The 22,696-nt window shown below is 72.6% G+C and carries 27 protein-coding genes; 1 reads left to right on the forward strand and 26 read right to left on the reverse strand.

Translation table 11 applies throughout. The features are described 5' to 3' along the window. Positions 1 to 15 precede the first annotated feature (15 nt). The 26 genes from ACPYN5_RS07965 to ACPYN5_RS08090 all read right to left on the reverse strand — a co-directional run bounded on the left by ACPYN5_RS07965 (position 16) and on the right by ACPYN5_RS08090 (position 21,981). Positions 16 to 2,067, reverse strand: coding sequence for a flagellar biosynthesis protein FlhA (locus tag ACPYN5_RS07965; RefSeq protein ID WP_424448444.1), 2,052 nt, complete (start codon positions 2,065 to 2,067; stop codon positions 16 to 18). Next, positions 2,064 to 3,155, reverse strand: coding sequence for an EscU/YscU/HrcU family type III secretion system export apparatus switch protein (locus ACPYN5_RS07970; RefSeq protein WP_424448445.1), 1,092 nt, complete (start codon positions 3,153 to 3,155; stop codon positions 2,064 to 2,066). Before ACPYN5_RS07970 ends, ACPYN5_RS07965 begins: the two co-directional genes overlap by 4 nt. Before the next feature lie 13 nt (positions 3,156 to 3,168). Next, complete coding sequence (locus ACPYN5_RS07975) at positions 3,169 to 3,930, reverse strand: flagellar biosynthetic protein FliR (RefSeq protein WP_424448446.1); 762 nt, start codon at positions 3,928 to 3,930, stop codon at positions 3,169 to 3,171. A 1-nt stretch (position 3,931) separates the two neighbouring features. Then, on the reverse strand, positions 3,932 to 4,207 hold the full coding sequence (fliQ, locus tag ACPYN5_RS07980; protein ID WP_424448447.1) for a flagellar biosynthesis protein FliQ: 276 nt from the start codon (positions 4,205 to 4,207) through the stop codon (positions 3,932 to 3,934). Positions 4,208 to 4,220: 13 nt separating this feature from the next. After that, on the reverse strand, positions 4,221 to 4,955 hold the full coding sequence (fliP, locus tag ACPYN5_RS07985; RefSeq protein WP_424448448.1) for a flagellar type III secretion system pore protein FliP: 735 nt from the start codon (positions 4,953 to 4,955) through the stop codon (positions 4,221 to 4,223). Further along, entirely contained in the window at positions 4,952 to 5,419 is a 468-nt protein-coding gene (locus ACPYN5_RS07990; protein ID WP_424448449.1) for a flagellar biosynthetic protein FliO, read from the reverse strand. The genes fliP and ACPYN5_RS07990 overlap by 4 nt, the downstream gene beginning before the upstream one ends. Positions 5,420 to 5,468: 49 nt before the next feature. After that, positions 5,469 to 6,119, reverse strand: a complete 651-nt coding sequence (fliN, locus tag ACPYN5_RS07995; protein ID WP_424448450.1) for a flagellar motor switch protein FliN — start codon at positions 6,117 to 6,119, stop codon at positions 5,469 to 5,471. Continuing rightward, positions 6,116 to 7,045, reverse strand: a complete 930-nt coding sequence (locus ACPYN5_RS08000) for a flagellar motor switch protein FliM (RefSeq protein WP_424448451.1) — start codon at positions 7,043 to 7,045, stop codon at positions 6,116 to 6,118. The genes fliN and ACPYN5_RS08000 overlap by 4 nt, the downstream gene beginning before the upstream one ends. A 32-nt stretch (positions 7,046 to 7,077) precedes the next feature. After that, positions 7,078 to 7,860, reverse strand: coding sequence for an OmpA/MotB family protein (locus ACPYN5_RS08005; RefSeq protein ID WP_424448452.1), 783 nt, complete (start codon positions 7,858 to 7,860; stop codon positions 7,078 to 7,080). Positions 7,861 to 7,883: 23 nt separating this feature from the next. Continuing rightward, positions 7,884 to 8,687: a motility protein A gene (locus ACPYN5_RS08010; RefSeq protein ID WP_424448453.1), complete on the reverse strand. Its 804-nt coding sequence runs from the start codon at positions 8,685 to 8,687 to the stop codon at positions 7,884 to 7,886. Next, on the reverse strand, positions 8,687 to 8,977 hold the full coding sequence (locus ACPYN5_RS08015) for a flagellar FlbD family protein (protein ID WP_424448454.1): 291 nt from the start codon (positions 8,975 to 8,977) through the stop codon (positions 8,687 to 8,689). The genes ACPYN5_RS08010 and ACPYN5_RS08015 overlap by 1 nt, the downstream gene beginning before the upstream one ends. A 209-nt stretch (positions 8,978 to 9,186) precedes the next feature. Further along, positions 9,187 to 10,344, reverse strand: a complete 1,158-nt coding sequence (locus ACPYN5_RS08020) for a flagellar hook protein FlgE (RefSeq protein ID WP_424448455.1) — start codon at positions 10,342 to 10,344, stop codon at positions 9,187 to 9,189. Positions 10,345 to 10,410: 66 nt separating this feature from the next. Beyond that, positions 10,411 to 10,866, reverse strand: a complete 456-nt coding sequence (locus ACPYN5_RS08025; protein WP_424448456.1) for a flagellar hook assembly protein FlgD — start codon at positions 10,864 to 10,866, stop codon at positions 10,411 to 10,413. A 14-nt stretch (positions 10,867 to 10,880) separates the two neighbouring features. Continuing rightward, the gene (locus ACPYN5_RS08030) at positions 10,881 to 12,764 is read right to left on the reverse strand and encodes a flagellar hook-length control protein FliK (RefSeq protein WP_424448457.1); all 1,884 of its coding nucleotides are present in this window, start codon (positions 12,762 to 12,764) and stop codon (positions 10,881 to 10,883) included. Then, positions 12,761 to 13,273 carry a flagellar export protein FliJ gene (locus ACPYN5_RS08035; protein WP_424448458.1) on the reverse strand — a complete coding sequence of 171 codons (513 nt, stop codon included), beginning with the start codon at positions 13,271 to 13,273 and terminating at the stop codon, positions 12,761 to 12,763. The genes ACPYN5_RS08030 and ACPYN5_RS08035 overlap by 4 nt, the downstream gene beginning before the upstream one ends. Beyond that, entirely contained in the window at positions 13,270 to 14,574 is a 1,305-nt protein-coding gene (locus ACPYN5_RS08040) for a FliI/YscN family ATPase (protein WP_424448459.1), read from the reverse strand. Before ACPYN5_RS08040 ends, ACPYN5_RS08035 begins: the two co-directional genes overlap by 4 nt. Then, positions 14,571 to 15,221, reverse strand: coding sequence for a FliH/SctL family protein (locus ACPYN5_RS08045; protein WP_424448460.1), 651 nt, complete (start codon positions 15,219 to 15,221; stop codon positions 14,571 to 14,573). The genes ACPYN5_RS08040 and ACPYN5_RS08045 overlap by 4 nt, the downstream gene beginning before the upstream one ends. After that, a complete protein-coding gene (fliG, locus tag ACPYN5_RS08050; RefSeq protein ID WP_424448461.1) occupies positions 15,211 to 16,212 on the reverse strand; it encodes a flagellar motor switch protein FliG in 1,002 nt (333 codons plus the stop codon). The genes ACPYN5_RS08045 and fliG overlap by 11 nt, the downstream gene beginning before the upstream one ends. Then, a complete protein-coding gene (gene fliF / locus ACPYN5_RS08055; protein WP_424448462.1) occupies positions 16,209 to 17,828 on the reverse strand; it encodes a flagellar basal-body MS-ring/collar protein FliF in 1,620 nt (539 codons plus the stop codon). Before fliF ends, fliG begins: the two co-directional genes overlap by 4 nt. Further along, the gene (gene fliE, locus ACPYN5_RS08060; protein ID WP_424448463.1) at positions 17,828 to 18,133 is read right to left on the reverse strand and encodes a flagellar hook-basal body complex protein FliE; all 306 of its coding nucleotides are present in this window, start codon (positions 18,131 to 18,133) and stop codon (positions 17,828 to 17,830) included. Before fliE ends, fliF begins: the two co-directional genes overlap by 1 nt. Further along, complete coding sequence (locus tag ACPYN5_RS08065) at positions 18,133 to 18,525, reverse strand: flagellar basal body rod protein FlgC (RefSeq protein ID WP_424448464.1); 393 nt, start codon at positions 18,523 to 18,525, stop codon at positions 18,133 to 18,135. The genes fliE and ACPYN5_RS08065 overlap by 1 nt, the downstream gene beginning before the upstream one ends. Then, positions 18,522 to 18,863, reverse strand: coding sequence for a flagellar basal body rod protein FlgB (locus tag ACPYN5_RS08070; RefSeq protein WP_424448465.1), 342 nt, complete (start codon positions 18,861 to 18,863; stop codon positions 18,522 to 18,524). Before ACPYN5_RS08070 ends, ACPYN5_RS08065 begins: the two co-directional genes overlap by 4 nt. A 150-nt stretch (positions 18,864 to 19,013) precedes the next feature. Then, positions 19,014 to 19,274, reverse strand: a complete 261-nt coding sequence (locus tag ACPYN5_RS08075) for a hypothetical protein (RefSeq protein WP_424448466.1) — start codon at positions 19,272 to 19,274, stop codon at positions 19,014 to 19,016. Beyond that, positions 19,271 to 19,648, reverse strand: a complete 378-nt coding sequence (fliS, locus tag ACPYN5_RS08080) for a flagellar export chaperone FliS (RefSeq protein ID WP_424448467.1) — start codon at positions 19,646 to 19,648, stop codon at positions 19,271 to 19,273. Before fliS ends, ACPYN5_RS08075 begins: the two co-directional genes overlap by 4 nt. Next, positions 19,645 to 21,024, reverse strand: a complete 1,380-nt coding sequence (gene fliD, locus ACPYN5_RS08085) for a flagellar filament capping protein FliD (RefSeq protein ID WP_424448468.1) — start codon at positions 21,022 to 21,024, stop codon at positions 19,645 to 19,647. The genes fliS and fliD overlap by 4 nt, the downstream gene beginning before the upstream one ends. 147 nt (positions 21,025 to 21,171) lie before the next feature. Continuing rightward, positions 21,172 to 21,981: a sigma-70 family RNA polymerase sigma factor gene (locus tag ACPYN5_RS08090; RefSeq protein ID WP_424448469.1), complete on the reverse strand. Its 810-nt coding sequence runs from the start codon at positions 21,979 to 21,981 to the stop codon at positions 21,172 to 21,174. Positions 21,982 to 22,213: 232 nt separating this feature from the next. Here ACPYN5_RS08090 and flgN point away from each other — a divergent pair, with 232 nt between their 5' ends. After that, positions 22,214 to 22,696, forward strand: a complete 483-nt coding sequence (gene flgN, locus ACPYN5_RS08095) for a flagellar export chaperone FlgN (RefSeq protein WP_424448470.1) — start codon at positions 22,214 to 22,216, stop codon at positions 22,694 to 22,696.

Genomic DNA, 22,696 nt, shown 5'->3' on the forward strand with positions numbered 1-22,696 from the left:
CGCACCGCGCGAGTCTCATGCGGGCGTGATGGCGTGGGCATCGCCGATCGTGTCGCGCACGACCCCCACCGTGTCGATGGCGAGCCCGCCCGCCGTCGCCTCGGTGTACGAGAGCACGGGCAGCCCGTCGGTCTGCGACGAGATGAGGCGCCGAACCGCGGAGCGCAGCGACGGCGCACACACCAGCACCGGCTCGGGCCCGGGCCCCGCGGCCGCGAGCGCCGATCGCGTCGAGGCCACGACCGCCTCGAGGCGGTGCGGATCGAGCGCGATGTGCGGGCCGTCCTCGCTGGGCCGCATGGCTTCGAGCATCGACTGCTCGAGCAGCGGGTCGATCATGACGATGCGCAGTCGCCCCTGCTCGGCGAAGCGGGTCGCGACGGCGGGCCCGAGGGCCAGGCGTGCCGCCTCGATGAGGGCATCCGGGTCGGTCGTCGTCTTCGCCCGCAGGGCGAGCGCCTCGTAGATGCGGGCGAGGTCGTTGATCGGGATGCGCTCGGCGAGCAGGCCCTGCAGCACGCGCTGCACCTCGGCGAGCGAGAGCAGGGCCGGCGTGAGCTCTTCGACGGCGGACGGACTCGCCTGACGGAGCGCCTCGGTGAGCTGACGCACGTCCTCACGGCTGAGGAGCCGCGCGGCGTGGGACTGGATGACGGAGGAGAGGTGGGTGATGATGACGCTCGCCCGATCGACGACGGTCGCGCCCGCCAGCTCGGCGCTGTGGCGCATCTCCAGCGGCACCCACTTGCCCTCGATGCCGAAGACGGGGTCGGGCGACGCCGAGCCGGGGAGTGTCTCCAGGCCCGAGCCGAGCGCGAGGAGCGAGCCGCGCGGGGCGACCCCCCGGCCGGCCTCGATGCCGGCGACCCGGATGACGTAGGTTGCGGGCGGCAGCTCGATGCTGTCGCGGGTGCGCACCGGCGGCACGATGAGGCCCAGCTCGAGCGCGGTCTTGCGTCGCAGCGACCGCACGCGTCCGAGCAGGTCGTCGGGGCCGCCGGTGACGAGGTCGACGATGTCGGGCGCGAGCAGGATCTCCAGAGCGTGCACCCGCATCCGTTCGGCCAGGTCCTCCGGGGTGTCGGCGGTGCCGCGGGGGTCGGCGGCCGGGGCGTCCTCGGCGGCCCGCACCTGGTCACGGCGCCCGACGCGCTGGGCGATCAGGAGGAGCGTCGCGCCGATGACGAGGAAGGGCAGCATCGGCATCCCGGGGATGAACGACATCACGATCGCCGCTCCGCCCGCGATCGACAGGGCGTTGCGCGACTGCGTCAACTGCGCCGCGGCGGCCGATCCCATGTCGGACTCCGCGCCCGAGCGCGTGACGATCATGCCGGTGGCGACGGCCATGAGCAGAGCCGGGATCTGCGTGACGAGCCCATCGCCGATCGTCAGCAGGGCGTACGTGTTGAGGGCCTCGCCCGGCTCCATACCGCGCGAGAGCATGCCGATGGCGACGCCGCCGACGAGGTTGATGATGATGATCACCAGACCGGCGATCGCGTCGCCCTTGACGAACTTCGACGCGCCGTCCATCGCGCCGTAGAAGTCGGCCTCGGCGGCGATCTCGGCGCGCCGGCGCCGGGCCTCGGCATCGGTGATGAGTCCGGCGTTGAGGTCGGCGTCGATGGCCATCTGCTTGCCGGGCATCGCGTCGAGGGTGAACCGGGCGCCCACCTCGGCGACACGTTCGGCGCCCTTGGTGACGACGACGAACTGGATGACGATGAGGATCAGGAACACGACGATGCCGATGACGAGCGATCCGCCGACGGCGATCGCGGCGAAGGCGTCGATGACCTGACCCGCGTGCGCCTCCCCGAGGATGAGCTTCGTCGAGGCGACGTTCAGGCCGAGACGGAACAGGGTGGCCACCAGCAGCAGCGAGGGGAAGACGGCGAAATCGAGCGGCTTCTTCACGAACATCGCCGTCAGCAGGATCAGCAGCGCGAACAGGATGTTCGTGATGATGAGCACGTCGAGGATCGGCGGCGGCACCGGCACGATCAGCAGCATGATGATGCCGACGACCCCCATCGGCACCAGCGACCTTCTCAGGATGTTCATCGGGGTGTCCTCCTCTCGGGAACGGTGTGGACGCCACGGGCGGCGCCGCGGCGCCTGAGCCCGTCGACGAAGACGAGCACGCGGGCGACGGCGGTGTACAGATCGCCCGGGATCTCCTGGCCGAGCTCGCACGCCCCGTGCAGGGCTCGCGCGAGCGGGATGTCGCGCACGAGCGGGACGCCGGCCTCGTGCGCCCGCTCACGGATGCGTTCGGCGATGAGACCCTGGCCCTTCGCGACCACGCGGGGCGCCGACTTGCCGGGCTCGTAGCGCAGGGCCACGGCGATGTGCGTGGGGTTCACGAGGACGACATCCGCGTCGCCGACGGCGGCGATCATCCGGTTGCGGCTCATGGCCATCTGCCGCGCGCGCCGCTGGCTGCGGATGAGGGGGTCGCCCTCGGAGTTCTTGTGCTCGTCGCGCGCCTCCTTCTTCGTCACGCGGGTGTGCTTGCGGTTGCGGCGCATCACGACGAGCACGTCGATGGCTGCCAGCAGCACGCCGACGGCGACGGCGGTGATCAGCAGCGAGGTCACGACCGTCGAGGCGATCTCGAGCAGGCGCGTGATCGGGTGGGCGCCGCTCATCGTGATCACGGGCATGAGCCCGGCGATGACGAACCACAGGGCGAGCCCGATCGCGGCCGTCTTGAGCAGGGCCTTCGCGCCTTCCCACAGGGCCTGCACGCCGAAGAGCCGCTTGACGCCGTTCAGCACGTTGAACTGCTCGAATCGGGCGGGCACACCGCGCAGGTGGATACCGCCCTGGGCGACGGATCCGACGATCGCGACGAGCGCGACGGCCACGAGCGCCGTGCCGAGGATGGCCGGGATGCTGCCGAGCGCGGACGCCAGTACGGCGACGGCGTGCTGGGGGTCGGGGTCGCGGATGGCGGCGGCGACCTCGACGAACTGTGCGGCCCCGGCATCCGCGCCCGCTCCGATCATGGCCGGCAGCACGAGTGCGACGGTGCCGATCGCGAGCCAGGCCGACAGGTCCTGGCTGCGCGAGAGCTTGCCCTTGCGATACGCCTCGCGCAGCTGGCGACGGCTCGCGTGCTCGGTGCGCTCGCCGCTGTCGCTGCTCATGAGACGCCGCCGCTCATCGCGTGCCGCCGATCAGCAGCCCGGTCGCGTCGTCGGTGAGGGCGCCGACGACGGCGGGGAGGGCGAGGATGACGCTGCCGGCGAGCAGGAACGTCAGGATGATCTTCAGCGGGAAGCCGAGCGCGAAGGCGTTCAGGGCGGGGGCGACGCGGCTGACGAGTCCCAGTGCGATGTCGGCGAGGAACAGCACGAGCAGCAGGGGGCCCGCGATCTGGAGCGCGGCGACGAGCAGCTGCGACGCGGTGTCGACGAGCAGCTCGACGGGGCGGGCGAGGTCGAGCGCGCCGTCGACGGGGATCGCCGAGAAGCTCCGGGCGAGCCCCGCGAGGATCAGCTGGTAGCCGTTGCTGGCGAACAGGAGCGCGAGAGCGATCATCTGGAACAGGCGCGTGAACTGCGCGCCGTTGACGTTCATCTGCGGGTCGAACGCCTGCGCCAGCTGGAAGCCGCCGAACACGTCGATGAGCCCGCCGGCCGACTGCACGACCGCGAAGCAGGCCATCACGAGGAAGCCGAGGAGCGCACCGGTGACGACCTGCAGCGTGAGGGCGAGGAGGAAGCCGCCGGTGTCGAGGCTCTCGTAACCCGGGGTCACCGTGCCGCTGAGGGCCAGCGCCACCCCGAGCGCGACCATCGCCTTGATGCGGGCGGGGAAGGCGCCGTAGGAGAAGGGCGGGGCGGTGAACACGAACGCGGTCGTGCGGACGGCGGCGAGTCCGGTGGCCTCGATCCAGGCGAAGTCGAGCAGCACCTGCATCTCAGCCGCCCGAGAGCAGGTGCGGGATGCGGTCGAACATGGTGTGGGTGAAGGCGATCGCCTCGGCGATCATCCAGTGCCCGCACACGACGAGCGCGATCGCTACGGCGACGGCCTTCGGCACGAACGAGAGCGTGACCTCCTGGATCTGGGTGATCGACTGCAGAAGCGAGATGGCGAACCCCACCACGAGGGCCGTGATCAGCAGCGGGGCGGCGAGCTTGGCCGCGAGCATCACGCCCTCCATGCCGATGTCGAGGACGGCTTCGGGGTTCATGCGCCGTCCCCGCTCATCCGCCCGCTCCGTAGCTCTCCATGAGGGTGCGGAGGATGAGTCCCCACCCGTCGACGAGGACGAACAGGAGGATCTTGAACGGCAGCGAGATCATCACGGGCGGGAGCATCATCATGCCCATCGACATGAGCGCCGCGGCCACGACCAGATCGATGACGAGGAAGGGCACGAAGATGACGAAGCCGATGATGAAGGCCGCGCGCAACTCCGAGATCATGAATGCCGGGATGAGGGTGATCATCGGGACGCTCGCGGCGTCCTCGGGATTCTCGGCGCCCGCGAACCGCGTCATGAGCGCCAGGTCCTCCTCGCGCGTGAACGTCAGCATCCAGGTGCGGAGGGGATCGGCGCCGACCGCGACCGCGTCGGTGAAGGTCAGCGACCCGTCGACGTAGGGCTGCACCGCGACCGTGTTGATCTCGGTGAGCACCGGCCACATGATGAACAGCGTCAGGAAAAGCGCGAGTCCTGCGAGCACCTGGTTGGGTGGGATCGTCGGCAGCGACAGGGCGTTGCGGGTCATCGCCAGCACCACGAAGATCTTCGTGAACGACGACATCATCAGCAGCAGGGCCGGGGCGACCGACAGCAGCGTGATGCCGATGAGGGTCAGGACCGACGACGACGGGGTGCCGTCGATCCCGTTGATGTCGACGGAGATGCCGCCGTTCGGCGGGGGCGTCGACGCGGCGACGAGCGCGAGCGCGCCGACCGCGCCGCTCGAGATCACGCGCCGAGGGCCCGGCGCAGCACGTGCGCCGCGTCGCGCGCGGTCATCGTCGTGGTGCGCTCGGTGCGTGCCGTGCGCTCGGTGCGTGCCGTGCGCTCGGTGCGTGCCGTGCGCTCGGCTCGCGCCTGCGACCGGAGGAGGGGCACGGGCGGCGTGAGAGGAGCGTCGCCGACGACGTCCCGGAGCCCGGGCCGGGCCACGGCGTCATCCGTCGCCGAGACGTCGGGGTCGATGCGATCGAGCATCGACACCCCGCCCTCGGTGATGCCCAGCACGTAACGGGCGCCATCGATCTCGACCACGGCGACCTGCGCCTTGGGTCCGATGCCGCGCTTGGCGACGACGGTGATGGCGGCAGCGGCATCCGCTCGCGCCGACCGCCGCGCGCGGCCGCGCCCCGCGCCCGCCACCGAGGTGCCGCCGCGGGCGAGACGCCGCTGGAGCAGCCACACGATCGCGAGCACGACGCCGAGGGAGACGACGACGCGCAGCGCGAGCAGCAGATCGTCGATGTCAGGCCTCCGCGTTCTCGATGATGCGCGTGATGCGCACCGCGTAGTCCTGGTCGACGACGACGATCTCGCCGTGGGCGATGAGGCGGCCGTTGAGCTTGACGTCGGCGGGAGCGCCCGCCGAACGGTCGAGCTCGATGATCCGGCCCGGTTCGAGGTCGAGGACGTCGCGGACGGCCATCCGGGTGCGGCCCACTTCGACCGTCAGCTCCATCTCGACGCCGGCGATGCGCTGGAGGCGACGTGGCGAGACCGCCGCCGGATGCGAGACGCGCACCGCGAGGCGTCCGATCACGCGCGCGTCCTCATCGACGAGGTCGAACACCTGCGCGGCCGGGTGAGCGAACAGCGCCGAGGCGTCGCCGATCGACGCCTCGCCCAGAACGCTCGGTCCGAACGCCGTGGCGGCGGCATCCAGGGCATCGCGCAGCCGTTCCGTCAGGGGGAGGTCCGCGTCCGCGCCGAGGAGGGCCGACTCGTCGAGGACGACGACCGCGAGCGCGGCACTCGTGTCGCCGACCGACGAGACGACGACCGCGTCGCCGGTCTCGCCCGCGCTGGTCCCGGGCCGCGCCGTGATGCGCGAGGCGGTGGGCAGGCGGTCGGCGAACGCAGCCGCGGCCGCTGCCTCATGGGTGGTGGTGCTGGTCATGTCGACTCCTCGGACAGAGCGGGGGAGAGATCGGATGCCGTCACGACGCACGCGAGACGCGCCCCGTGCGAGCCCACGGTCGCCGAGGCGATGACGTGCTCGTCGACCGTGAGGTCGAGCGGACGGTCGGCGCCGTGGGCGAGGGTGATGACGTCGCCGACGGCGAGGTCGAGGACCTCGGCGGGAAGGACGGCCCGGGGGGCGAGCCGCAGCGTGACCTCGACGGGCGTCTGCTCGACGTGCTGCCGGACGAGGCCCGGGTCGTTCGTGGCGCGCGGCGCCGAGGCGCTGTCGGACAGGCGCTCGAGAAGCGTCGTGGCGGGGAGGGCGATCGTGGCGCTTTCGGTGCGGTCGGCCAGGCGCAGCGAGAAACGCGCGACGACCACCAGGTCCTGACCGCCGACTACCTGCGCGAAGGCGGCGTTGTACTGCACCGCCCCGACGCTGAGCTCGCGCGGGAGGAGGGCGCCGAGCGCGGTGCGCAGGTGCGCGAGCGTCTCGTCCATGAGGGAGCGGATGAGGGCCTGCTCGATCGCAGTGAGGGCGCGGGGCTCCGGGCGCTGCGAGCCGCCGCCGCCGAGCATCTTCACGATCCACGACAGCGCCGACGGCAGCGGGAACTCGATGACCGCGCGGTCGTCCGAGCTCGCGTCGGAGCACAGCACGAGGGTCGTCGTCGGGGGGATCGTCGCGACGTACTCGTCGTAGGTCTCGAGGCTCACCCGTTCGAGGGCGATGTGCGCGCGTACGCGGGCCTTCGCGGCGAGCTGCATCGCCCACTGGCGCGCGAAGGCGTCGAAGGCCCCCGCCAGTGCGCGCGTGTGCTCACGGGACAGCGCCGCGGGTCGGCCGAAGTCGTAGCGTTCCGGGGCCGCGGTCGCGGCATCCTCGGATCGCGCGCTCGGGGCGGTCGGCACGGTCTGCACGCCACGGACTATCGGCCGCGGATCGCTCCTGGTTAGCCGTCGGCGGCGGCGAGCGCGGGGAGTTCGCCGCGCACCTCGGCGTCGGCATCCGAAAGCACGACGAGGTCGACGCGCCGGTTCTGCGCGAGGGCTTCGGCGCTCGATCCCTCGGCGAGAGGGCGCGACGAACCGAATCCCACGGAGCTGATGCGCTCACGGGCCACGCCGCGCGCGTCGACGAGGTAGCCGAGCACGCCGTTGGCCCGCGCGGTCGAGAGCTCCCAGTTGTCGGCGAACGGCGCGACGGCGGGTCGGGCGTCGGCGTGACCCTCGACCGAGATGAGGTGCGTGTCTGCGGCGAGCACCCCTCCGGCGGCGTCCAGCACGGCGCGGGCGCGATCGCTCAGGTCGGTGCTGTTGGTGTCGAAGAACGTCTCGGCGCTGACGAGCCCGATCGTGAGACCCCGGTCGTCGATCGTGAAGGTCGCGGCGTCGCCCAGGCCCTGTTCGGCGAGAGCGCCCTCGAGACGTGCACGCAGGTCGTCGAGCGAGCTGTACTCCGCCTCGGCCGGAGTCGGACCGACAGGGGTCGCGACGAAGCCCTCGCCCTCCTCCTCGACGAGCTCGGGCGGCACGACCACCCCTTCCGACACGTCGCGCGTCTCGGAGATCTCCGACCCGAACCCGGTCGCGAGCGAGGCGCGGAGCTGCTCGAACTTCTCCTGGTCGACGTTGGACATCGCGAACATGACGATGAACATGCACATCATCACGGTGATCATGTCGAGGTACGACGCCATCCAGCGCTCATCGGGGCCCTCGTGCGAGGACTCCATGACGCGCCTGCGCCGCGGGGCGCTCATACTCCCGCGTCCGCGGGCTCGCCGGCCGACGCCTTCGCGCGACCGCGACCGGGCTTGGTCTCGGGGGCGAGGGCGCGAAGCCGCTCGGCGACCAGCATCGGGGGGTTGCCCGCCTGGACGGCGAGCATGCCCTCGGTCACGAGCGTCATGCGGTCGATCTCGATCTCGGCGAGGCGCTGCAGCCGCGTGCCGATCGGCAGCCAGATGAAGTTCGCCGACAGCAGGCCCCAGAGGGTCGCGACGAAGGCAGCGGCGATGAGGGGGCCGAGCTGGTCGGGCTTGTCGAGGTACTCGAGCACGTGGGTGAGCGAGACGACCGTTCCGACGATGCCGACCGTCGGCGCGTACCCGCCCAGCGCCGAGTAGAAGCGCGAGGCCGTGCGCCGCTCGGCCGCGACCGTCGCGACGCGGTCCTCGAGCACGACGCGGAGGTCTTCCGCATCCGTGCCGTCGGCGATGCTCTGCAGGGCGTGGCGCAGCAGCGGGTCCTTCTCGTCGGCGACGGCGCTCTCGAGCGCCAGCAGTCCTTCGGCGCGGGCCTTCTCGGCGTAGCCGACCACGGTGTCGATGAGGGCCTCGGTCGATCCTTTGATGCCGATGAAGGCCCGGGGCAGCGCGCGCACGGCGCCCGCCGCGTCGCGCAGGGTGCCGCCCGCGATCCCGATCGCGATCGTCGCGCCGAAGACGAGCACCATCGGCGCGGGCAGCAGCAGGGCGTTGATGCTCGCGCCCTCGAGCTGGATCATCGCCCACAGGCCGCCGAAGGCGAGCAGGATGCCGATGAGCAGGGAGGGATCCATCAGCGCTCGCCTTCCATCGTGGCGGTCGTAGCGGCGGTCGTAGCGGCGGACGCGGTTGCGGTCCCGGTCGCCGACGCGGGCCCGGATGACCCGACGTGATCGAGTGCCGTCGCCAGCACGCGGGCGCGGAACTCGACGATGCTCTGGATGACGGCATCCATCGTCTCGGCCACGACGAATGTCGCCCCGTCGACGAGGGTGAGCGTCGTGTCGGGGCTCGCCTGGATGCGTTCGACGAGGTCGGGGTTCACGGCGAACCGGTGGCGGTTCAGTCGTGTCAGAACGATCATGTCGCCCTTCTCGTCGGTCCGCAGGATGCGGGAGCGGGTCGTCGCGGGTGCGGCGGCTCCCCGGGGACTGTCGGCAGCCGAAGGCCGTCGGTTAGCGGGCGACGGGCGCGGTCGCGCGCACAACTCCTCCAGAACGGTCGTGGCCGGCGGGGGATCCGGCCTTTCCGGCCGACTTCGCCGCGGTCTGGAGGAGTTGTGCCGTGCCGCGGTCAGCGCTTGAGGTTGGTCAGCTCCTGCAGCACCTCGTCGCTCGTGGTGATGATGCGGGCGTTGGCCTGGAAGCCGCGCTGGGCGACGATGAGGTTGGTGAACTCCTGCGAGAGGTCGACGTTCGACATCTCGAGGGCGCCGCTGACGAGCCCGCCGCGTTCGTCGGTTCCTGCGACGCCGACGGCGGCCGCACCCGAGTTCGCCCCCGCGCGGTACTGCGACGAGCCGGCCTTCTCGAGTCCTTCGGGGTTGTCGAACGACGCCAGGGCGATCTGGGCGAGCACCGAGGTCGCGCCGTTGCTGAAGGCGCCGACGAGGCTGCCGTCGGCCGAGAGGGTGTAGGAGACGAGGCTGCCCGGCGCGCGGCCGTCCTGGCCGCCGATCTTGACGGTGCTGAGATCGGCGTAGCCGGTGATCGCCGAGAGGTCGACGGCGACGCCGCCCGAGGTGATGCCGGCGGGCGCGGTCAGGCGTCCGTCGGTGAAGGCGAGCGCGGTCGTCGCGGTGCCGTCGGTGACGTCCCAGCCGCCCGCGGTACGGGTGAAGGTCAGCGCGAGCTGGCGCGCCTCGCCCTGAGCGTCGTAGACGGTGACGTCGCGGACGAGCCTCTCTCCCGCGGGAGTGCCCGAGGGCAGGTTTCCGGTCACGCTCGCGGTCGTCGTCGCGCGTCCGGGCGAGGTCGCACCCACCGGGAGTGCGATGTTCCCGACCGGCCCGCCGGTCTGCGCGACGCCGTCGACGGCGCTCCAGCCCTGGACGAGGGCGCCGTCCTTGGTGGTGAGGCGTCCCGCCGCGTCGAACCCGAACGAGCCGTTGCGCGTGTAGAGCGTCTCGGCGCCGTTTCGCACGACGAAGAAGCCCTCTCCGGCGATCATGAGGTCGGTGGGCACGCCGGTCGCCTGCTGCGACCCCTGCGTGAAGTTCGTGCGGACGGCGGCGACCTGCGTGCCGAGACCGACCTGGGCCGCGTTCGTGCCCCCGGCATCCGCCTGGGCGGCGCGTGAGTTCTGCACGATCTGCGACAGGGTGTCCTGGAACTGCACCGAGCCGGCCTTGAATCCGACGGTGTTGACGTTGGCGATGTTGTTGCCCGTGACATCGAGCATGGTCTGGTGCGAGCGGAGGCCGGAGATTCCGGCGTAGAGCGAGCGGAGCATGGGGTGTCCTTCGGTGTGGGGTCTGGGATGCGGGGGTGCGGAGCGTTATGCGGGGCGGTGACGGGGTCAGGATGCGGATGCCGGGGGCGGCGGCACCGTGGCGGCGTCCGACACCGAGATGCCCGAGACGACGTCGAGGGGAACGGCCGTGCCGCCGATCGTGACGAGTGGCACGCCCTTCTCGAACGACACCTGCGTCACGCGACCGCTGCGGGTCGTGCCGTCGGCATCGACGTACGAAGCCTGCTGGCCGACGAGGGAGGCCGCGGTCTGGCGCATCGTGAGCGCGAAGTGCTCGGACGAGGTCGTCGTGAGCGCGACGAGCTGCTCCATCATCGCCAGCTGCGTCGTCTGCGCCATCATCTCGTTCGTGTCGAGGGGCGAGCTCGGGTCCTGGTTCTTCATCTGCGCGACGAGCAGCTGTAGGAACACCTCGGCGTCGAGCGTCTGCTTCGGCGCGGCGGGCGGGGCGGACGCGGGGGGCGTGGCACCCACGAGGCCGACGGGGGCGATGCTGCTCATGGCGATTCTCCGGTTCAGGCGTAGAGGTCGATGCGTCCGGTGCCCGGGAGGGCGGCGCGGCGCGGTTCGGTGAGGGGGATGTCGCCGTCGGCGCGCGTCGCCGCGTCGGCTTCTGGCGTCACGCCGCGGGGGTGCCCGCTGCCGCGCGAGTCGTCAGGCGTCTGCGGCATCCCTCCGGATGCCTGACCGCCCGACCCGCCGGGCCCGCCCGCGGCGGCGTGCTGGCCCCCGGCATGCTGGCCCCCGGCACCCGGTCCGTGCGCGGGGGATGCCGGGACCGCCGGGTCTCCGCTGGAGGCCAGGCTGACGGAGGAGAACGGCGCGAGCACCGCCAGCTCACGCCGCAGGTCGCCGAGCACGGCCCGGATCGCATCGTGGCCTGCAGCACTGCCGGAGGCGAGTTCGACGGTGATGGCCGACCCGGAGATGTGCGCGGTGACGGTGATCGGGCCGAGGGACTCGGGCGATACCCGGAGGACCATCGTGTGGCGGCCGGGGTCGGCGCCCGCGAGCGAGAGGACCGGGGACCGCAGCTGCGGTGCGAGCGCGGGGTGCGCCGGCGGTGGCGTGGGTGTGGGCGCGGGTGGGGATGAGGCCGGGGCCGAGGCAGCAGCGGGCGGAGTCGCGGTCACGGACGCGGCGGAGCCCGCGACGGCCTGGGCCGCCGATGCCGCCTGTGCCGCCGAAGCCGCGTGAGCTGCGGATGCCGCCTGAGCTGCGGATGCCGCCTGTGCCGTCGGCGCCGCATCCTGCCGCGTCGGCAGTGCCTCGTGCTGTGCCTGCGTTCCGGTCGGCAGCGGCGCGGGGTCCGCGGATGGCGCGGCTGACGCGGCCGGCGTCGCTGGGGGAGATGGCGCAGCTGCCGCGGCTGCTGGCGGTGCCGGTGCCGGTGCCGGTGCCGTCGGCGCGCTGGCGGGCGACGGCCCGGATGTCGCGGACGAGTGCGGCCGGGTTGCATACGGCGCCGGAGCCGCCTCGTGAATGGATGCTGCCGTCGCCGTCGCCGTCGCCGTCGCCGTCGCCGTCGCAATCGCCGTCGCGAACGCCGCCGCGGGTACCGATGGCCCGGCAGATGCGGGTGCCGCCATCGGTGCGGAGGCCGGGGCTGCGGTCGGAGTCGGAGCCGGAGCCGGAGTCGGAGTCGGAGTCGGCGCCGGTGTCGCTGCTCGTGCGAGGGCCGCGGCGGCTCCGGCCGCCGATGCCGCGGCGCTCTCCGGGCGCGCTCCGACCGCCGAAGCGCCCGTGCCGGTGGCCGCGTCCGGGTCGCCGAGAGCCATGGGGCGATACGCGGATTCCGCGAGGGGCGAGACGTTCACCGTTCGCCCAAACCCGGCGGCCTCATCGGTCCCGGTCGCCGCGGATGCCGCGAGGGGCGTGACGTCGACCTCTCGCCCGAGCCCGGCGCTCGCATCGGTCGTGGGCGTCCGGAACGCCGCGCGGGCCTCCGTCGGCGAGGCGACGCCCGGCGCCCAGCCGACCGGTGCGGTCGGGGCGGCGGAAGCGATCGGGGCTGGAACACGCGATGCCGCGATGGCCGGATCGACGGACCCGGCGTCGCTGCCGGCCACGGACGCGAGGTCGCCCGACGTGAGCGGACCGGAGTCGCCGTCCGCCGCGTCCGGCACGCCGCCGCGGGATTCGGCGTCGAACGCGGGCTCCGTGGTCCGCGGGGCAGAATCTCCTGTCCCCACCGCGCCTGTCCCCGCCGCGTCCTGCCCCGCCGCATCCGCCGTCGTCCCGCGGGTCGCCCGCGCGTCGGCCGCGGACTGTCCCGAGTACACGAGCGCGAAGACCTCCGACGCGGTCGTCGAACCGCCGCCGGCGTCACTCGTCGCGACGTCGAGTCCCCGGCGGATGATCACGTTCCCCGGCGCGGGTTGCACACCCCACAGGCTCATGACGCACCCTCGGGGGAACGGGGTCCGCTCGGGGGGCTCGGCGCAGCGAGAGGGGGGCTCGGCGCAGGGAGAGGAGCCTTCGGCGCAGCGAGAGGGTCCGGCGACGCGGAGCGCAGCGCGATCTCATCGAGGACCGCCTGCTCAGCGGCATCCCGCCGTGCCCGCTCCCGCTCGTGGAACGCCTCGCCGAGGCGCTCGATCCCCTGCTCCGCCCGTCGGGCCTCGGTCAGGCGAGCCCGCGCCGCGTCGACCTCGTCGCGCTGTGCCCGCCGCAATGAGTCGAGGTCGGTCAGCAGGCTCCGGGCGGCGACGCGGCTGGCGGCGAGCGCGGCGAGGGTGCGGACGTCTCCCGGGGTGTCGGCGGAGGCTGTCAGCGCCGCCCGCACCTGCCGGTCCCGTGTCTCCGTGCGCTGCTGCTCCATGGCCGCGCGCGAGAGGTGCGCTGCGGCGGTCCGCTGCTGGATGCCGCGGATGCGCAGCAGCCCCGCGAGGGGAAAGCCGCGCTTCACGAGACGTTCCCGAACGAGGCGACGAGCTCGCCGAGACGACGCCACGACTCGGCAGCCGGGGAGCGGTCGTCGAGGTCCTGTCGGAGGAAGGCGTCGATCGCGCGTTCCGAGGCGACGGCGGCATCCACGCGCGGGTTCGCCCCGGACTGGTAGGCGCCGACGCCGATGAGGTCCTGAGCATCCTGACGGGCGGCGAGCACGGATCGCAGCGTCGTGGCGAGCCTCCGCTGCTCGGCGGTCGCAACCTTGCCGGCCAGCCGTGACACCGACCCGAGCACGTCGATCGCGGGGTGGTGGCCGGTCACCGCGAGGGTCCGGTCGAGCACGAGGTGCCCGTCGAGGATCGAACGCACCGTGTCGGCGACGGGCTCGTTGTGGTCGTCGCCCTCGACGAGCACCGTGTAGATGCCGGTGATCGAGCCCTGCCGGTCGGTGCCGGCTCGTTCGAGGAGCCGCGCCAGCACGGGGAACGTCGAGGGCGGGTATCCGCGCGTGGCCGGCGGCTCGCCGGCGGCGAGGCCGATCTCGCGCTGCGCCATCGCGACGCGCGTCAGGGAGTCCATCATCAGCACGACGTGCTGGCCGTCGTCGCGGAACGACTCCGCGATGCGCGTGGCCGTCGATGCCGCGCGGAGGCGGGCCATCGCGGGCTGGTCGGAGGTCGAGACGACCACCACCGAGCGGGCGAGGCCCTCGGGGCCGAGGTCGTCTTCGAGGAACTCGCGCACCTCGCGTCCGCGCTCCCCGACGAGGGCGATGACGTTGGCCGTCGCCGACGAGCCCCGGGCGATCATCGACAGCAGCGACGACTTGCCGACTCCCGATCCGGCGAACAGGCCCATCCGCTGGCCGCGGCCGATCGGCGTCAGGGTGTCGATCGCGCGCACTCCCGTGACGAGGGGGTCGGTGATGCGCTCGCGCCCGAGAGCAGGCGGCGGCGCGTGGTCGAGGTCGACGCGCGGGGCGACGACGGGGCCCCGGCCGTCGATCGGGCGGCCGAGGCCGTCGAGTACCCGCCCGAGCACCCCGGTGCCGACCGGCACGCGGGCAGGGCCCGACAGCGCCCGCACCGGGTCGCCGACCCGCAGGCCGTCGGGGGCCGCGAGCGGCATGCAGCGCAGGACGCCGTGGTCGGCCGCGACCACCTCGGCGGCGATGCCGGGCTCCGTGCCGAGGTCGACGAGGTCGCCGACCGCGCCGTGCACCCCGCGGATGTCGACCCCCAGCCCGACGATGCGCGACACCGTGCCGGTTCGAAGCGGTCGCGCCGCCTCGAGGACGGTGGACCATGCGGCGCTCATGCGCCGTCCTCGAGGCACCGGCGGGCCCGAGCGAAGGCGGCGCTGATCCGCAGGTCGATCGCGCCGTCGGCGAGCCGGATCATCGCGTCGCCGGGGGAGAGAGCCGAATCGGCCTCGACCGCGACCGAGCGCGGCCCGGAGCCGGTGGCGGCAAGCGTCTCGGCATCCGCGGGTGAGAGCCGCGCGACCGGAAGCCCGCTTTCCTCGCCCGGTGCCGACCCGCGCGGATCCCGAAGCCCCGACACGGCACGATCGACACGGGTGGCGGTCGCGAGGGCGGACCGCACCGGATCGGACAGCTCGCGCCCGACGATCGCCTCGGCCAGTTCGACCGCCCTCGCGTACAGATCGGCCACGGCCGGTGCCGTCAGCTCGGCCGTGCGGGCGTCGAACGCGGCGGACGCGCTCTCGAGGGCCGCGACGACCGCGTCGACCCGTGCCCGCTCGGCCGCCGCCGCCCGCAGGTCGCGTTCGGCGCGCTCGTCGGCCTCGCGCTCGGCGCGAGCTGCGGCCAGCCGCATCCCCTCCGCATATCCCGCGGCGTACCCGGCTGCGTGTCCGCGCGCCCGCGCACGGTCGCGTTCCTGCGTGAGCGACGGCCCCGACAGGCGGGGGATCTCGAGCCGCGTGAAGGCGTCAGACGACATACTCCTCCTCGACGCGCTGCACCCGGATGTCGCCGGCGGCCTCGAGCTCGCGGATCGTCCGCACGATCGCGGCGCGGGCCTCCTCGACCTGCGAGACCCGCACGGTGCCGAGCAGGCGCGACTCCTCCTGGAGCGCCTCGCGGTTGCGCTCCGTCATATTGCGCAGGATCACGTCGGCGACCGGACCCGACGACCCCTTGAGCGCGAGCGCGAGCACGCGCACGTCGATGCCGCGGAGCACCCGCTGGGCGTCGCGGTCATCGAGCACGACGATGTCGGCGAAGGTGAACATGCGCGAGCGGATGTCTTCGGCCAGTGCGCTGTCTCGCGCTTCGATGCTCGCCAGCAGGGCCTTCTCGACCGTCGCGTCGGACCGGTTGATGATGTCGACGAGCGGCTGCACACCGCCGAGGGTCTCGCGGGCGTCGCGCGTGGTGAGGGCGCCCGAGCGTGCGCGCAGCGCGGCCGCGACGACGGCGACGGCCTCCTGCGACGCCGTGCCCATCGTGGCGATGGCCTGGGCGACGTCGGTGCGAGCCGGGTCGGTGATCTCGGCGAGGACGGACGCGGCGCGATCGACGGGCAGATGCGCGACGACGAGCGCGACCGTCTGCGGCAGCTCGCCGTCGAGGATGCTGGCGACCTGGGCCGGCTCGACGGCGGTCAGGAACTCGAACGACGAGCTCGTCATCGACGACGACACCTTCGTCAGCACGCCCGCCGCCCGCTCCGGTCCGAGCGAGGCCTCGAGCAGCCCGGTCGCCAGGTCGCGCCCGCCTCGGACGGGCGGGAGGTGGCCGCGCACCACGCGCTGGAAGTCGGTGAGCGCGTCCCGCGTGGTCTCGAGGTCGAGGTCGCGCATCCGGATGATCTCGGCTGCGATCGCCTCCGCCTCGTCGTCGGAGAGGTGCTTGAGCACCTCGACGGCCTGCGCGCGGTCGAGGTTCATGATGACGACCGCCGCGGTCTGGGTTCCGCTCAGCCCGCTCATGCGTCGGTCGAGTCGCGGACGAGCCGGCGCAGGAGGTCGGCGGTGCGGGCGGGGTCGCGGCGGGCGAAGTCGCCGATCTCGGCGCGGCGGCGGTCGAGGGCGACCTGAACCGGCTCGGGGTCGGGATCGGGCTCGGTCTCCATCGCGGGCAGGGGGACGGTGGGCGCCGCGTCGAGCAGCGGCGTCGCGAGGCCGCGAGTGAGGGCGTCGAAGCCGTCGAGCGGCTCGTCGACGGGCGTGAGCGTGAGCACCGCCTCGTCTTCGGCGGCCGCGCGCCGGCGACGGGCGATCACGACGCCGGCGATCGTCGCGCCGATGAGTCCGAGCACGACGACGGCCGCGACGATCGAGGTGCGGAGCGTCTCGGCGGCGCGCTCGGCCTCCTCGGCTTCGCGGGCGGCGTCGAGTGCCGCCTGGGCGGCGACAGCGCCTTGATCGCTGAACGCCACGAGCTCCACGGTGACCTGATCGCCGCGTGCCCGGTCGATCCCGGCGGCCGAGGCCACGAGCGCCTCGAGCTGTGCGACGTCGACGACATCGGTGCCGTCGGCGTTGACGGCGACGGCGACGGTCTGGCGCGCGACGGCGCCCGCCGGTGTCGAGGTGCTCTCGACGGTCTTGTTCACGACGTTCGAGCGGTTGGTCTGCGTCGACTCGTAGGTGCCGGCACCGTCGGCCCCGGCCGGCAGCTCCGTGCCCAGCACGCCGGTCTGGCCCCCGGTTCCGGTGAAGGTCTCGGTGCTCGTCTCCTCGGTGGCCGGCAGCGCCCCCTCGACGGGTGTGTAGGTCTCGTCGACGCGCTCGGTCGCGGCCTGCTGCATCTCGGCGGCCACCGAGACGGTGGCGTTTCCGGCGCCGAGCACGGTGTCGAGCATCTGCTGCACGCTCGAGGTCATCCGGGTCTCGTAGGCGCCCGCCTGCTGGTCGGTGCCGCGGGTCGCGTCGCCGCCGATCGCCGAGAGGGTGCGGCCGGCGGCATCCACGACCGCGACGTTCTCGGGCTTCATCCCGCTCACGGCGGCGGAGGTGAGGTGGACGATCGCCTCGACCTGCTCGGCGGGGAGCGTCACGCCGCGCGAGGTCTCGATGAAGACGGATGCCGTCGGCTCGACCTGCTGCGAGACGAACACGCTTTCCTCGGGGATGGCCAGCTGCACCGAGGCCGTCGCGACGTTCTCGAGCGCCCCGATCGTGCGCGCCAGTTCGCCCTCGATGGCGCGCTTGTACGTGACCGACTGCTGGAACTCCGAGCTCGTCACGCCCATCTTGTCGAAGAGGGAGTATCCCGCCGATTCGGCCGTCGGCAGCCCCGCCGATGCCGCCGCGAGGCGCTGCTCGTACACCGCGGTCTCGGGCACGAGCACCGTCGATCCGCCGTCGGTCAGCTCATAGGGGACCGAGCCCGAGCGCAGCTGCTCGACGACCGCGCTGGCGTCCGAGGCGGAGAGGCCCGAGAACAGCGGCGTGAGCGTCGGCCGCGACATCCAGCTGGCCAGGGCGAAGACGCCCATCGCGAGCACGGCGATGCCGATGATCGCGATCGTGCGCTGCGCGAGAGTGAAACCGGCGATGGTCGAGCGCAGGCGCGTCCAGAGCGAGGTGACGGCGGCGGGCATCAGGCCTGCATCCGCATGATCTCGTTGAACGCCTCGACGCCCTTGTTGCGCACGGCGGCGACGAGCTCAAGGGTCACCGAGGCGCGCGAGGACGCGATCATCGCGGCGTGGATGTCGTCGAGGTCGCCCGTGACGGCCGACACGGCGAGCTCGTTCGAGGTCGACTGCATCGCGCGCAGCTCGTCGACCGCGCCGGTCAGGCTCGCCCCGAAGCCGGACCCGTCGGTCTGCTGCGGCTCGCGGACGGAGGAGGTGAGGGCGGATGCGGCGGAGCCCAGGGCGTCGATGCCCGACAGCGGCGGCATCAGCGGCGTCCGATCTGGAGAGCGGCCTCGTACGTCGTCTTCGCGCGGTCCACGACAGCGGCGTTGGCCTGGTAGCCGCGCTGCGCGAGGATCAGGTGGCTCATCTGCTCGCCGAGATCGATGTCGGGGTACCGGACGTAGCCGTCGGCGTCGGCCAGCGGGTTGTTCGGCTCGTGGACGAGGCGTCCCGCGGTGTCGCCCCAGACGACGCCCGCGACCCGGACACCGCCGGGGTCGCCGGCGGATTCGACCGCGATGTATCGCTGGCGGAACGCATCGTCGCCCGGTGCGACGGCGGTGTTGACGTTCGCGATGTTGTCGCTCAGTGCATCGAGCCAGGTCCGGTGCGCGGTCAGCCCCGACGCGGCGATGCCGATCGCGTCGAAGGTCATGACGTCCTCATGGCGGTCTGCAGCGAGCTGAAGGTGCCCCCCACCGCTTGCGCGGCGAACTGGTAGCGCAGCACCGCCTCGATGTTGGCCAGCGTCTCGGTGTCGAGGTCGACGTTGTTGCCGTTCAGGCGCGTGGGGGCCGTCGATTCGCGGACGGTCGGTGTCACGGCGCCGTCGCCGCGTTCGACCGAGCGGGCGAGGGCGCTCTCGAAGCTGACGATCTTGGCCCGGTACCCGGAGGTGTTGACGTTGGCGATGTTGTCGGCGATGGCACGCTGGCGCTCGGAGAGGCCCGAGAGGGCGCTCGTGAGCGCGGTGGTGGTCACAGATTCGAGCACGAAGGCGTCTTCCGTCGAACGATGTGGCCGATCCCTGGCCGATGAGATGAGCGATCCGTGCTCAGCATCCCCTATCGGCCGGATCCGCGACCTCGTTAGTCGCGGGCCTCGTTCAGCCGGTCGGTCAGGCCGTCGGGTCAGGCGGTCGGGTCAGCCGTCGAGATCGAGGTACACCGCGGCATCCGGCCGCGACGGGGGGATGCGGTCGAGGGCGTCGAGGTGTCGGCGCAGGGCGTCGAGTTCGGCACGGACGCTCGCGGCCCGTTCCGTCTGTGCGCGCACGAGCGAGCGTGCCCGGTCTTCGAGGTCGGCGGGCAGCGGGCCGATTCCGGCAGGCGGATGCCACCCGGCGCCCGTACCGCCGTCGGTGAGCTCGGCGTCGAGCGCGTCGAGCAGCTCGGACCAGGTCACGCGGGCGCCGCCTCGGCGGCGGCGTGCCAGGCATCGCGGAGCGGGGCGATGAGATCACGGCACTCGCGGGTGCGCTCGGGGTCGCGCCCGATGTTCGCCCCGATCAGGGTGCGGGTGATGTAGTCGTACACGGCGCGCAGCGACGCCGATCCGCTCCAGTCGTCGCTCAACGAGCCGGAGAGCTCGACGAGGATGCGCTGAGCGTGCTGCAACTGCGTGTTGGCCGACTCCCAGTCGCCCGATCGCTGCGCCGCTTCGCCGCGGTCGACGTCGAGGAGCAGGCGGTCGAAGAGCAGCGTGACCAGGCGCGACGGGCTCGCCGAGAGGATCGTCTCCTCGCGGTAGCGCTGCTGCGCCCGCAGGGCGGCGTTCACTTGTTCGCCGATCCGGACAGCGCCGACAGCTGCGACTCGAGGTACGACGACTGCGACTGCAGGCGCGAGAGCATCGTCTCCATCGCGGCGTACGTCCGCTCCAGGGTCGCTCGGCGCTGCTCGAGCCGGAGATCCCAGCGGCCCAGCTGCTCACCGAGCATCTTCACCTCGGTCTCCTGTCCGGTGATGCGGGTCGTGAGCAGTCCGTCGTACTTGTCGGAGTACCGTTCGGCGACATCCTGGACGCGCTCGGCGACCCCGGCGAACACCTTCTGCACCCCGGCGGGGTCTTCGGTCAGGGCCTTCGTGAACGCCTTCTCGTCGAAGGTCAGCGCGCCCCAGCGGTCGACGCTCAGTCCCACGGCCGACGGGGCGACGCCGTCCAGGGGCAGCTGCACCGCACCCGTGAGGGCCTGGCTCAGCGCGCGCACGGTGCTGTCGCCGGTGAAGACGCCCAGCCTGGTCTGCTCGCCCGGGGCCGTGGCGGCCGTCGCGGTCGAGCCGCGGGCGATTCCCGCCAGGAGGGTGCCGATCTGCGTCACGAACGCCTTCGCCGCGTCGGTGCTGCCGGCGGCGTCGGCCGTCACGGTCACCGCGACCGGCGCGGACTGCGCGCGGGTCACGGTGACGTCCACGCCGGCGAACAGCGACGTGAAGGTGTTGCTCGCCGAGGTCACGGTCTGCTCGGCGGCGGTCCCCGCCCAGAGCCGGACCTGCGCGTCGGCGCCCACGGTCACGATCGCCGAGCCCGGCTCGCCGGCGAGGTCGCTCGCCGTTCCCGCGGCGACCGCGGCGGCGTCACCGCGGAACACCTGGAACGCGTTCGCGCCGCCGGTCTCGGTGGCCGTGATCTGCAGCCGCCAGAGCGCCCGGCCGTCGGCGTCGACACCCGCCGACACGGCGGATGCGGTGATCCCGGTGCCGGTCGCGCTGAGCGCGTGTGCGATGTCGGCGGCCGACCCCGACGCCGGTCGCACCTCGACCGGCTCGCCGTCGGCGCCGCGCACCGTGAAGACGAGCGGATCGTCGGCGGCCGAGCCGAAGGCCCCCGTGACGACGCTGTGGGCTGTGGCCACACGGTCCACGGCGATGTCGGCGCGCAGCACCGGGGCGCCGGCGGATGCCGTGACCGTGACGCCGTCGTCCGAACTGGTCGCCGTCCGCTGCAGGAGCGCCGTCGGGGCGGCGGCATCCTTCGCCTTCGTCGCCAGCGACTGCAACGACGCGTTCAGCGACTGCAGCTGGGCGATGACGGCTTTGCGGTCATCGGACTTGGCGCTGAGGATCGTGCGCGGCAGCCGCTCGACGTTCATGAGCGCGTCGATGATGGCCTTGGTGTCGAGTTTGGAGGCGAGGCCGTCGATCGAGATCGCCATGAGCCCGTCCTGTCGTCGTCGGTGCGGCGGCGTGCGCGCCGTCCGTACGCTCTATCGGCCGCGCCCGCGTGACCGTTAGCGCGACGGATCAGAGCGAGCGGGTCAGAGCGCCGCGGGTCAGAGCGCGACGGATCGGAGCGCGACGGATCAGAGCGCGACGGATGCGGCGGGCGCGATGCCGCGACCGCCCCGCGGCAGGAGCGCGGTGATGCGGGCGAAGTACGCCTCGCGGGTCTCGACCGACACGCGGGAGACCGGCTCGGCCGGCTGCTCCTCGGCGGCGAAGCGCTCGAGCGCGTCGCGGAGGAGCCGGATGGCTTCGGCGCGCTGCTGCGAGACGGCCGAGTGCGAGACCCCGAGCTCGGCGGCGATCTCCTTCACCGGGCGCTCCTCGATGTAGACGGCCTGCACGATCGCGCGCATGCGTTCCGGCAGAGCCGCGACCGCGCGCTCGAGCACGTCGCGTCGCTCGCGGAGCACCGCCGCCTCGTCGGGCAGGATCATCCCGCTCGGCACCTCGAGCACCGTCGCGTCGTCGATGCTCGTCACCGTGCGCGCGGCGTCATCGAGCGCTTCGACGACCGCGGCGCGCGGCAGGCCCATCGTGGCGGCGATCTCGTCGACCCCCGCCACCCGGCCGAGGCGCGCGGTGAGGGTGTCGCGGACCGCGGTGGTCTCCTTGATGCGCTTGCGGATGCCGCGCGACGCCCAGTCCATCGAGCGCATCTCGTCGGCGAACGCCCCGAGGATGCGGCGCCGCGCGTAGGCGCCGAACGGGACCCCCAGGTCGGGGTCGAACGCGTCGGCCGCCGTCACGAGGGCCAGGGCCCCGACCGAGGCCAGCTCCTCGAGCGGCACGTGGGTCGCTCGCGAGTGCAGGTCCCGCGCCAGGTAACCCACGAGGGGGAGGTTTTCTTCGATGAGTCGATTGCGTTCGGCAAGACCGAAGGGCTGCACGGGGTCCTCTTTCGTGGCGTGCACCCACTTCCGCGGCCCGAATTCGCGGATGCCGTCACGCCGGCTGAGGCCATCATAAGCAAAATGAGAAAGATCTCATACGAAATCCTGAGCAGATGTAACGGGATCGACTCCACGGCCGATAGACGAGGATGATCGCTTCAGAACGGTTCGTCAGAAGAGCGAGTCGTTCGGTGCGGTCCACAGGGGTCGCTGAGGTTAGGGGGACACCTTGGGAGCCAACGAACTGTCGATGCAGCTCTGGCGCGAGCGCGAGCTGCTGGAGATGCTGATCTTCAAGCTGGAGGAGCAGCGGCTGCTGCTCGAGGCCGGCAACACACGATGGATCCATCTCGCCTCGCGTGAGATCGAGCGTGTGCTGGAGCAGCTGCGCGAGTCCGGCCTCGGTCGCGACGTCGAAGTGGCCGCGGTCGCGCGCGAGTGGGGCGTGCCCGAAGCAGCCACCCTCGCGGAGCTGCTCGACTCGGCACCCACCGGCACCTGGCGCGACGTCTTCACCGAGCACCGCGCGGCCCTCACCGAGCGTATGGCCGAGGTCTCGCAGCTCAAAGACGCCAATGAGACTCACCTGCGCGCCGCGAGCCGCGCGGTCGACGAGACGCTCGCCGGGCTCGAAGCCGGCACGGGCGAATACACCACCGGCGGTGGTCGGGTCCGCGAGGACACCGCGCGCATCGTCGACCGGGAGATGTGA

The organism is Microbacterium arborescens (genome assembly GCF_049707515.1).
Classification (GTDB): Bacteria; Actinomycetota; Actinomycetes; order Actinomycetales; family Microbacteriaceae; genus Microbacterium; species Microbacterium arborescens_B.

What these genes read in the sequence shown, in the direction of transcription:
- ACPYN5_RS07965 (WP_424448444.1), bottom strand. Translation starts at nt 2,067, where the DNA reads ATGAACATCCTGAGAAGGTCGCTGGTGCCGATGGGGGTCGTCGGCATC.
- ACPYN5_RS07970 (WP_424448445.1), bottom strand. Translation starts at nt 3,155, where the DNA reads ATGAGCAGCGACAGCGGCGAGCGCACCGAGCACGCGAGCCGTCGCCAG.
- ACPYN5_RS07975 (WP_424448446.1), bottom strand. Translation starts at nt 3,930, where the DNA reads ATGCAGGTGCTGCTCGACTTCGCCTGGATCGAGGCCACCGGACTCGCC.
- fliQ (WP_424448447.1), bottom strand. Translation starts at nt 4,207, where the DNA reads ATGAACCCCGAAGCCGTCCTCGACATCGGCATGGAGGGCGTGATGCTC.
- fliN (WP_424448450.1), bottom strand. Translation starts at nt 6,119, where the DNA reads ATGACCAGCACCACCACCCATGAGGCAGCGGCCGCGGCTGCGTTCGCC.
- ACPYN5_RS08005 (WP_424448452.1), bottom strand. Translation starts at nt 7,860, where the DNA reads ATGGAGTCCTCGCACGAGGGCCCCGATGAGCGCTGGATGGCGTCGTAC.
- ACPYN5_RS08010 (WP_424448453.1), bottom strand. Translation starts at nt 8,687, where the DNA reads ATGGATCCCTCCCTGCTCATCGGCATCCTGCTCGCCTTCGGCGGCCTG.
- ACPYN5_RS08015 (WP_424448454.1), bottom strand. Translation starts at nt 8,977, where the DNA reads ATGATCGTTCTGACACGACTGAACCGCCACCGGTTCGCCGTGAACCCC.
- ACPYN5_RS08020 (WP_424448455.1), bottom strand. Translation starts at nt 10,344, where the DNA reads ATGCTCCGCTCGCTCTACGCCGGAATCTCCGGCCTCCGCTCGCACCAG.
- ACPYN5_RS08025 (WP_424448456.1), bottom strand. Translation starts at nt 10,866, where the DNA reads ATGAGCAGCATCGCCCCCGTCGGCCTCGTGGGTGCCACGCCCCCCGCG.
- ACPYN5_RS08030 (WP_424448457.1), bottom strand. Translation starts at nt 12,764, where the DNA reads ATGAGCCTGTGGGGTGTGCAACCCGCGCCGGGGAACGTGATCATCCGC.
- ACPYN5_RS08040 (WP_424448459.1), bottom strand. Translation starts at nt 14,574, where the DNA reads ATGAGCGCCGCATGGTCCACCGTCCTCGAGGCGGCGCGACCGCTTCGA.
- ACPYN5_RS08045 (WP_424448460.1), bottom strand. Translation starts at nt 15,221, where the DNA reads ATGTCGTCTGACGCCTTCACGCGGCTCGAGATCCCCCGCCTGTCGGGG.
- fliG (WP_424448461.1), bottom strand. Translation starts at nt 16,212, where the DNA reads ATGAGCGGGCTGAGCGGAACCCAGACCGCGGCGGTCGTCATCATGAAC.
- fliF (WP_424448462.1), bottom strand. Translation starts at nt 17,828, where the DNA reads ATGCCCGCCGCCGTCACCTCGCTCTGGACGCGCCTGCGCTCGACCATC.
- fliE (WP_424448463.1), bottom strand. Translation starts at nt 18,133, where the DNA reads ATGCCGCCGCTGTCGGGCATCGACGCCCTGGGCTCCGCCGCATCCGCC.
- ACPYN5_RS08065 (WP_424448464.1), bottom strand. Translation starts at nt 18,525, where the DNA reads ATGACCTTCGACGCGATCGGCATCGCCGCGTCGGGGCTGACCGCGCAC.
- fliD (WP_424448468.1), bottom strand. Translation starts at nt 21,024, where the DNA reads ATGGCGATCTCGATCGACGGCCTCGCCTCCAAACTCGACACCAAGGCC.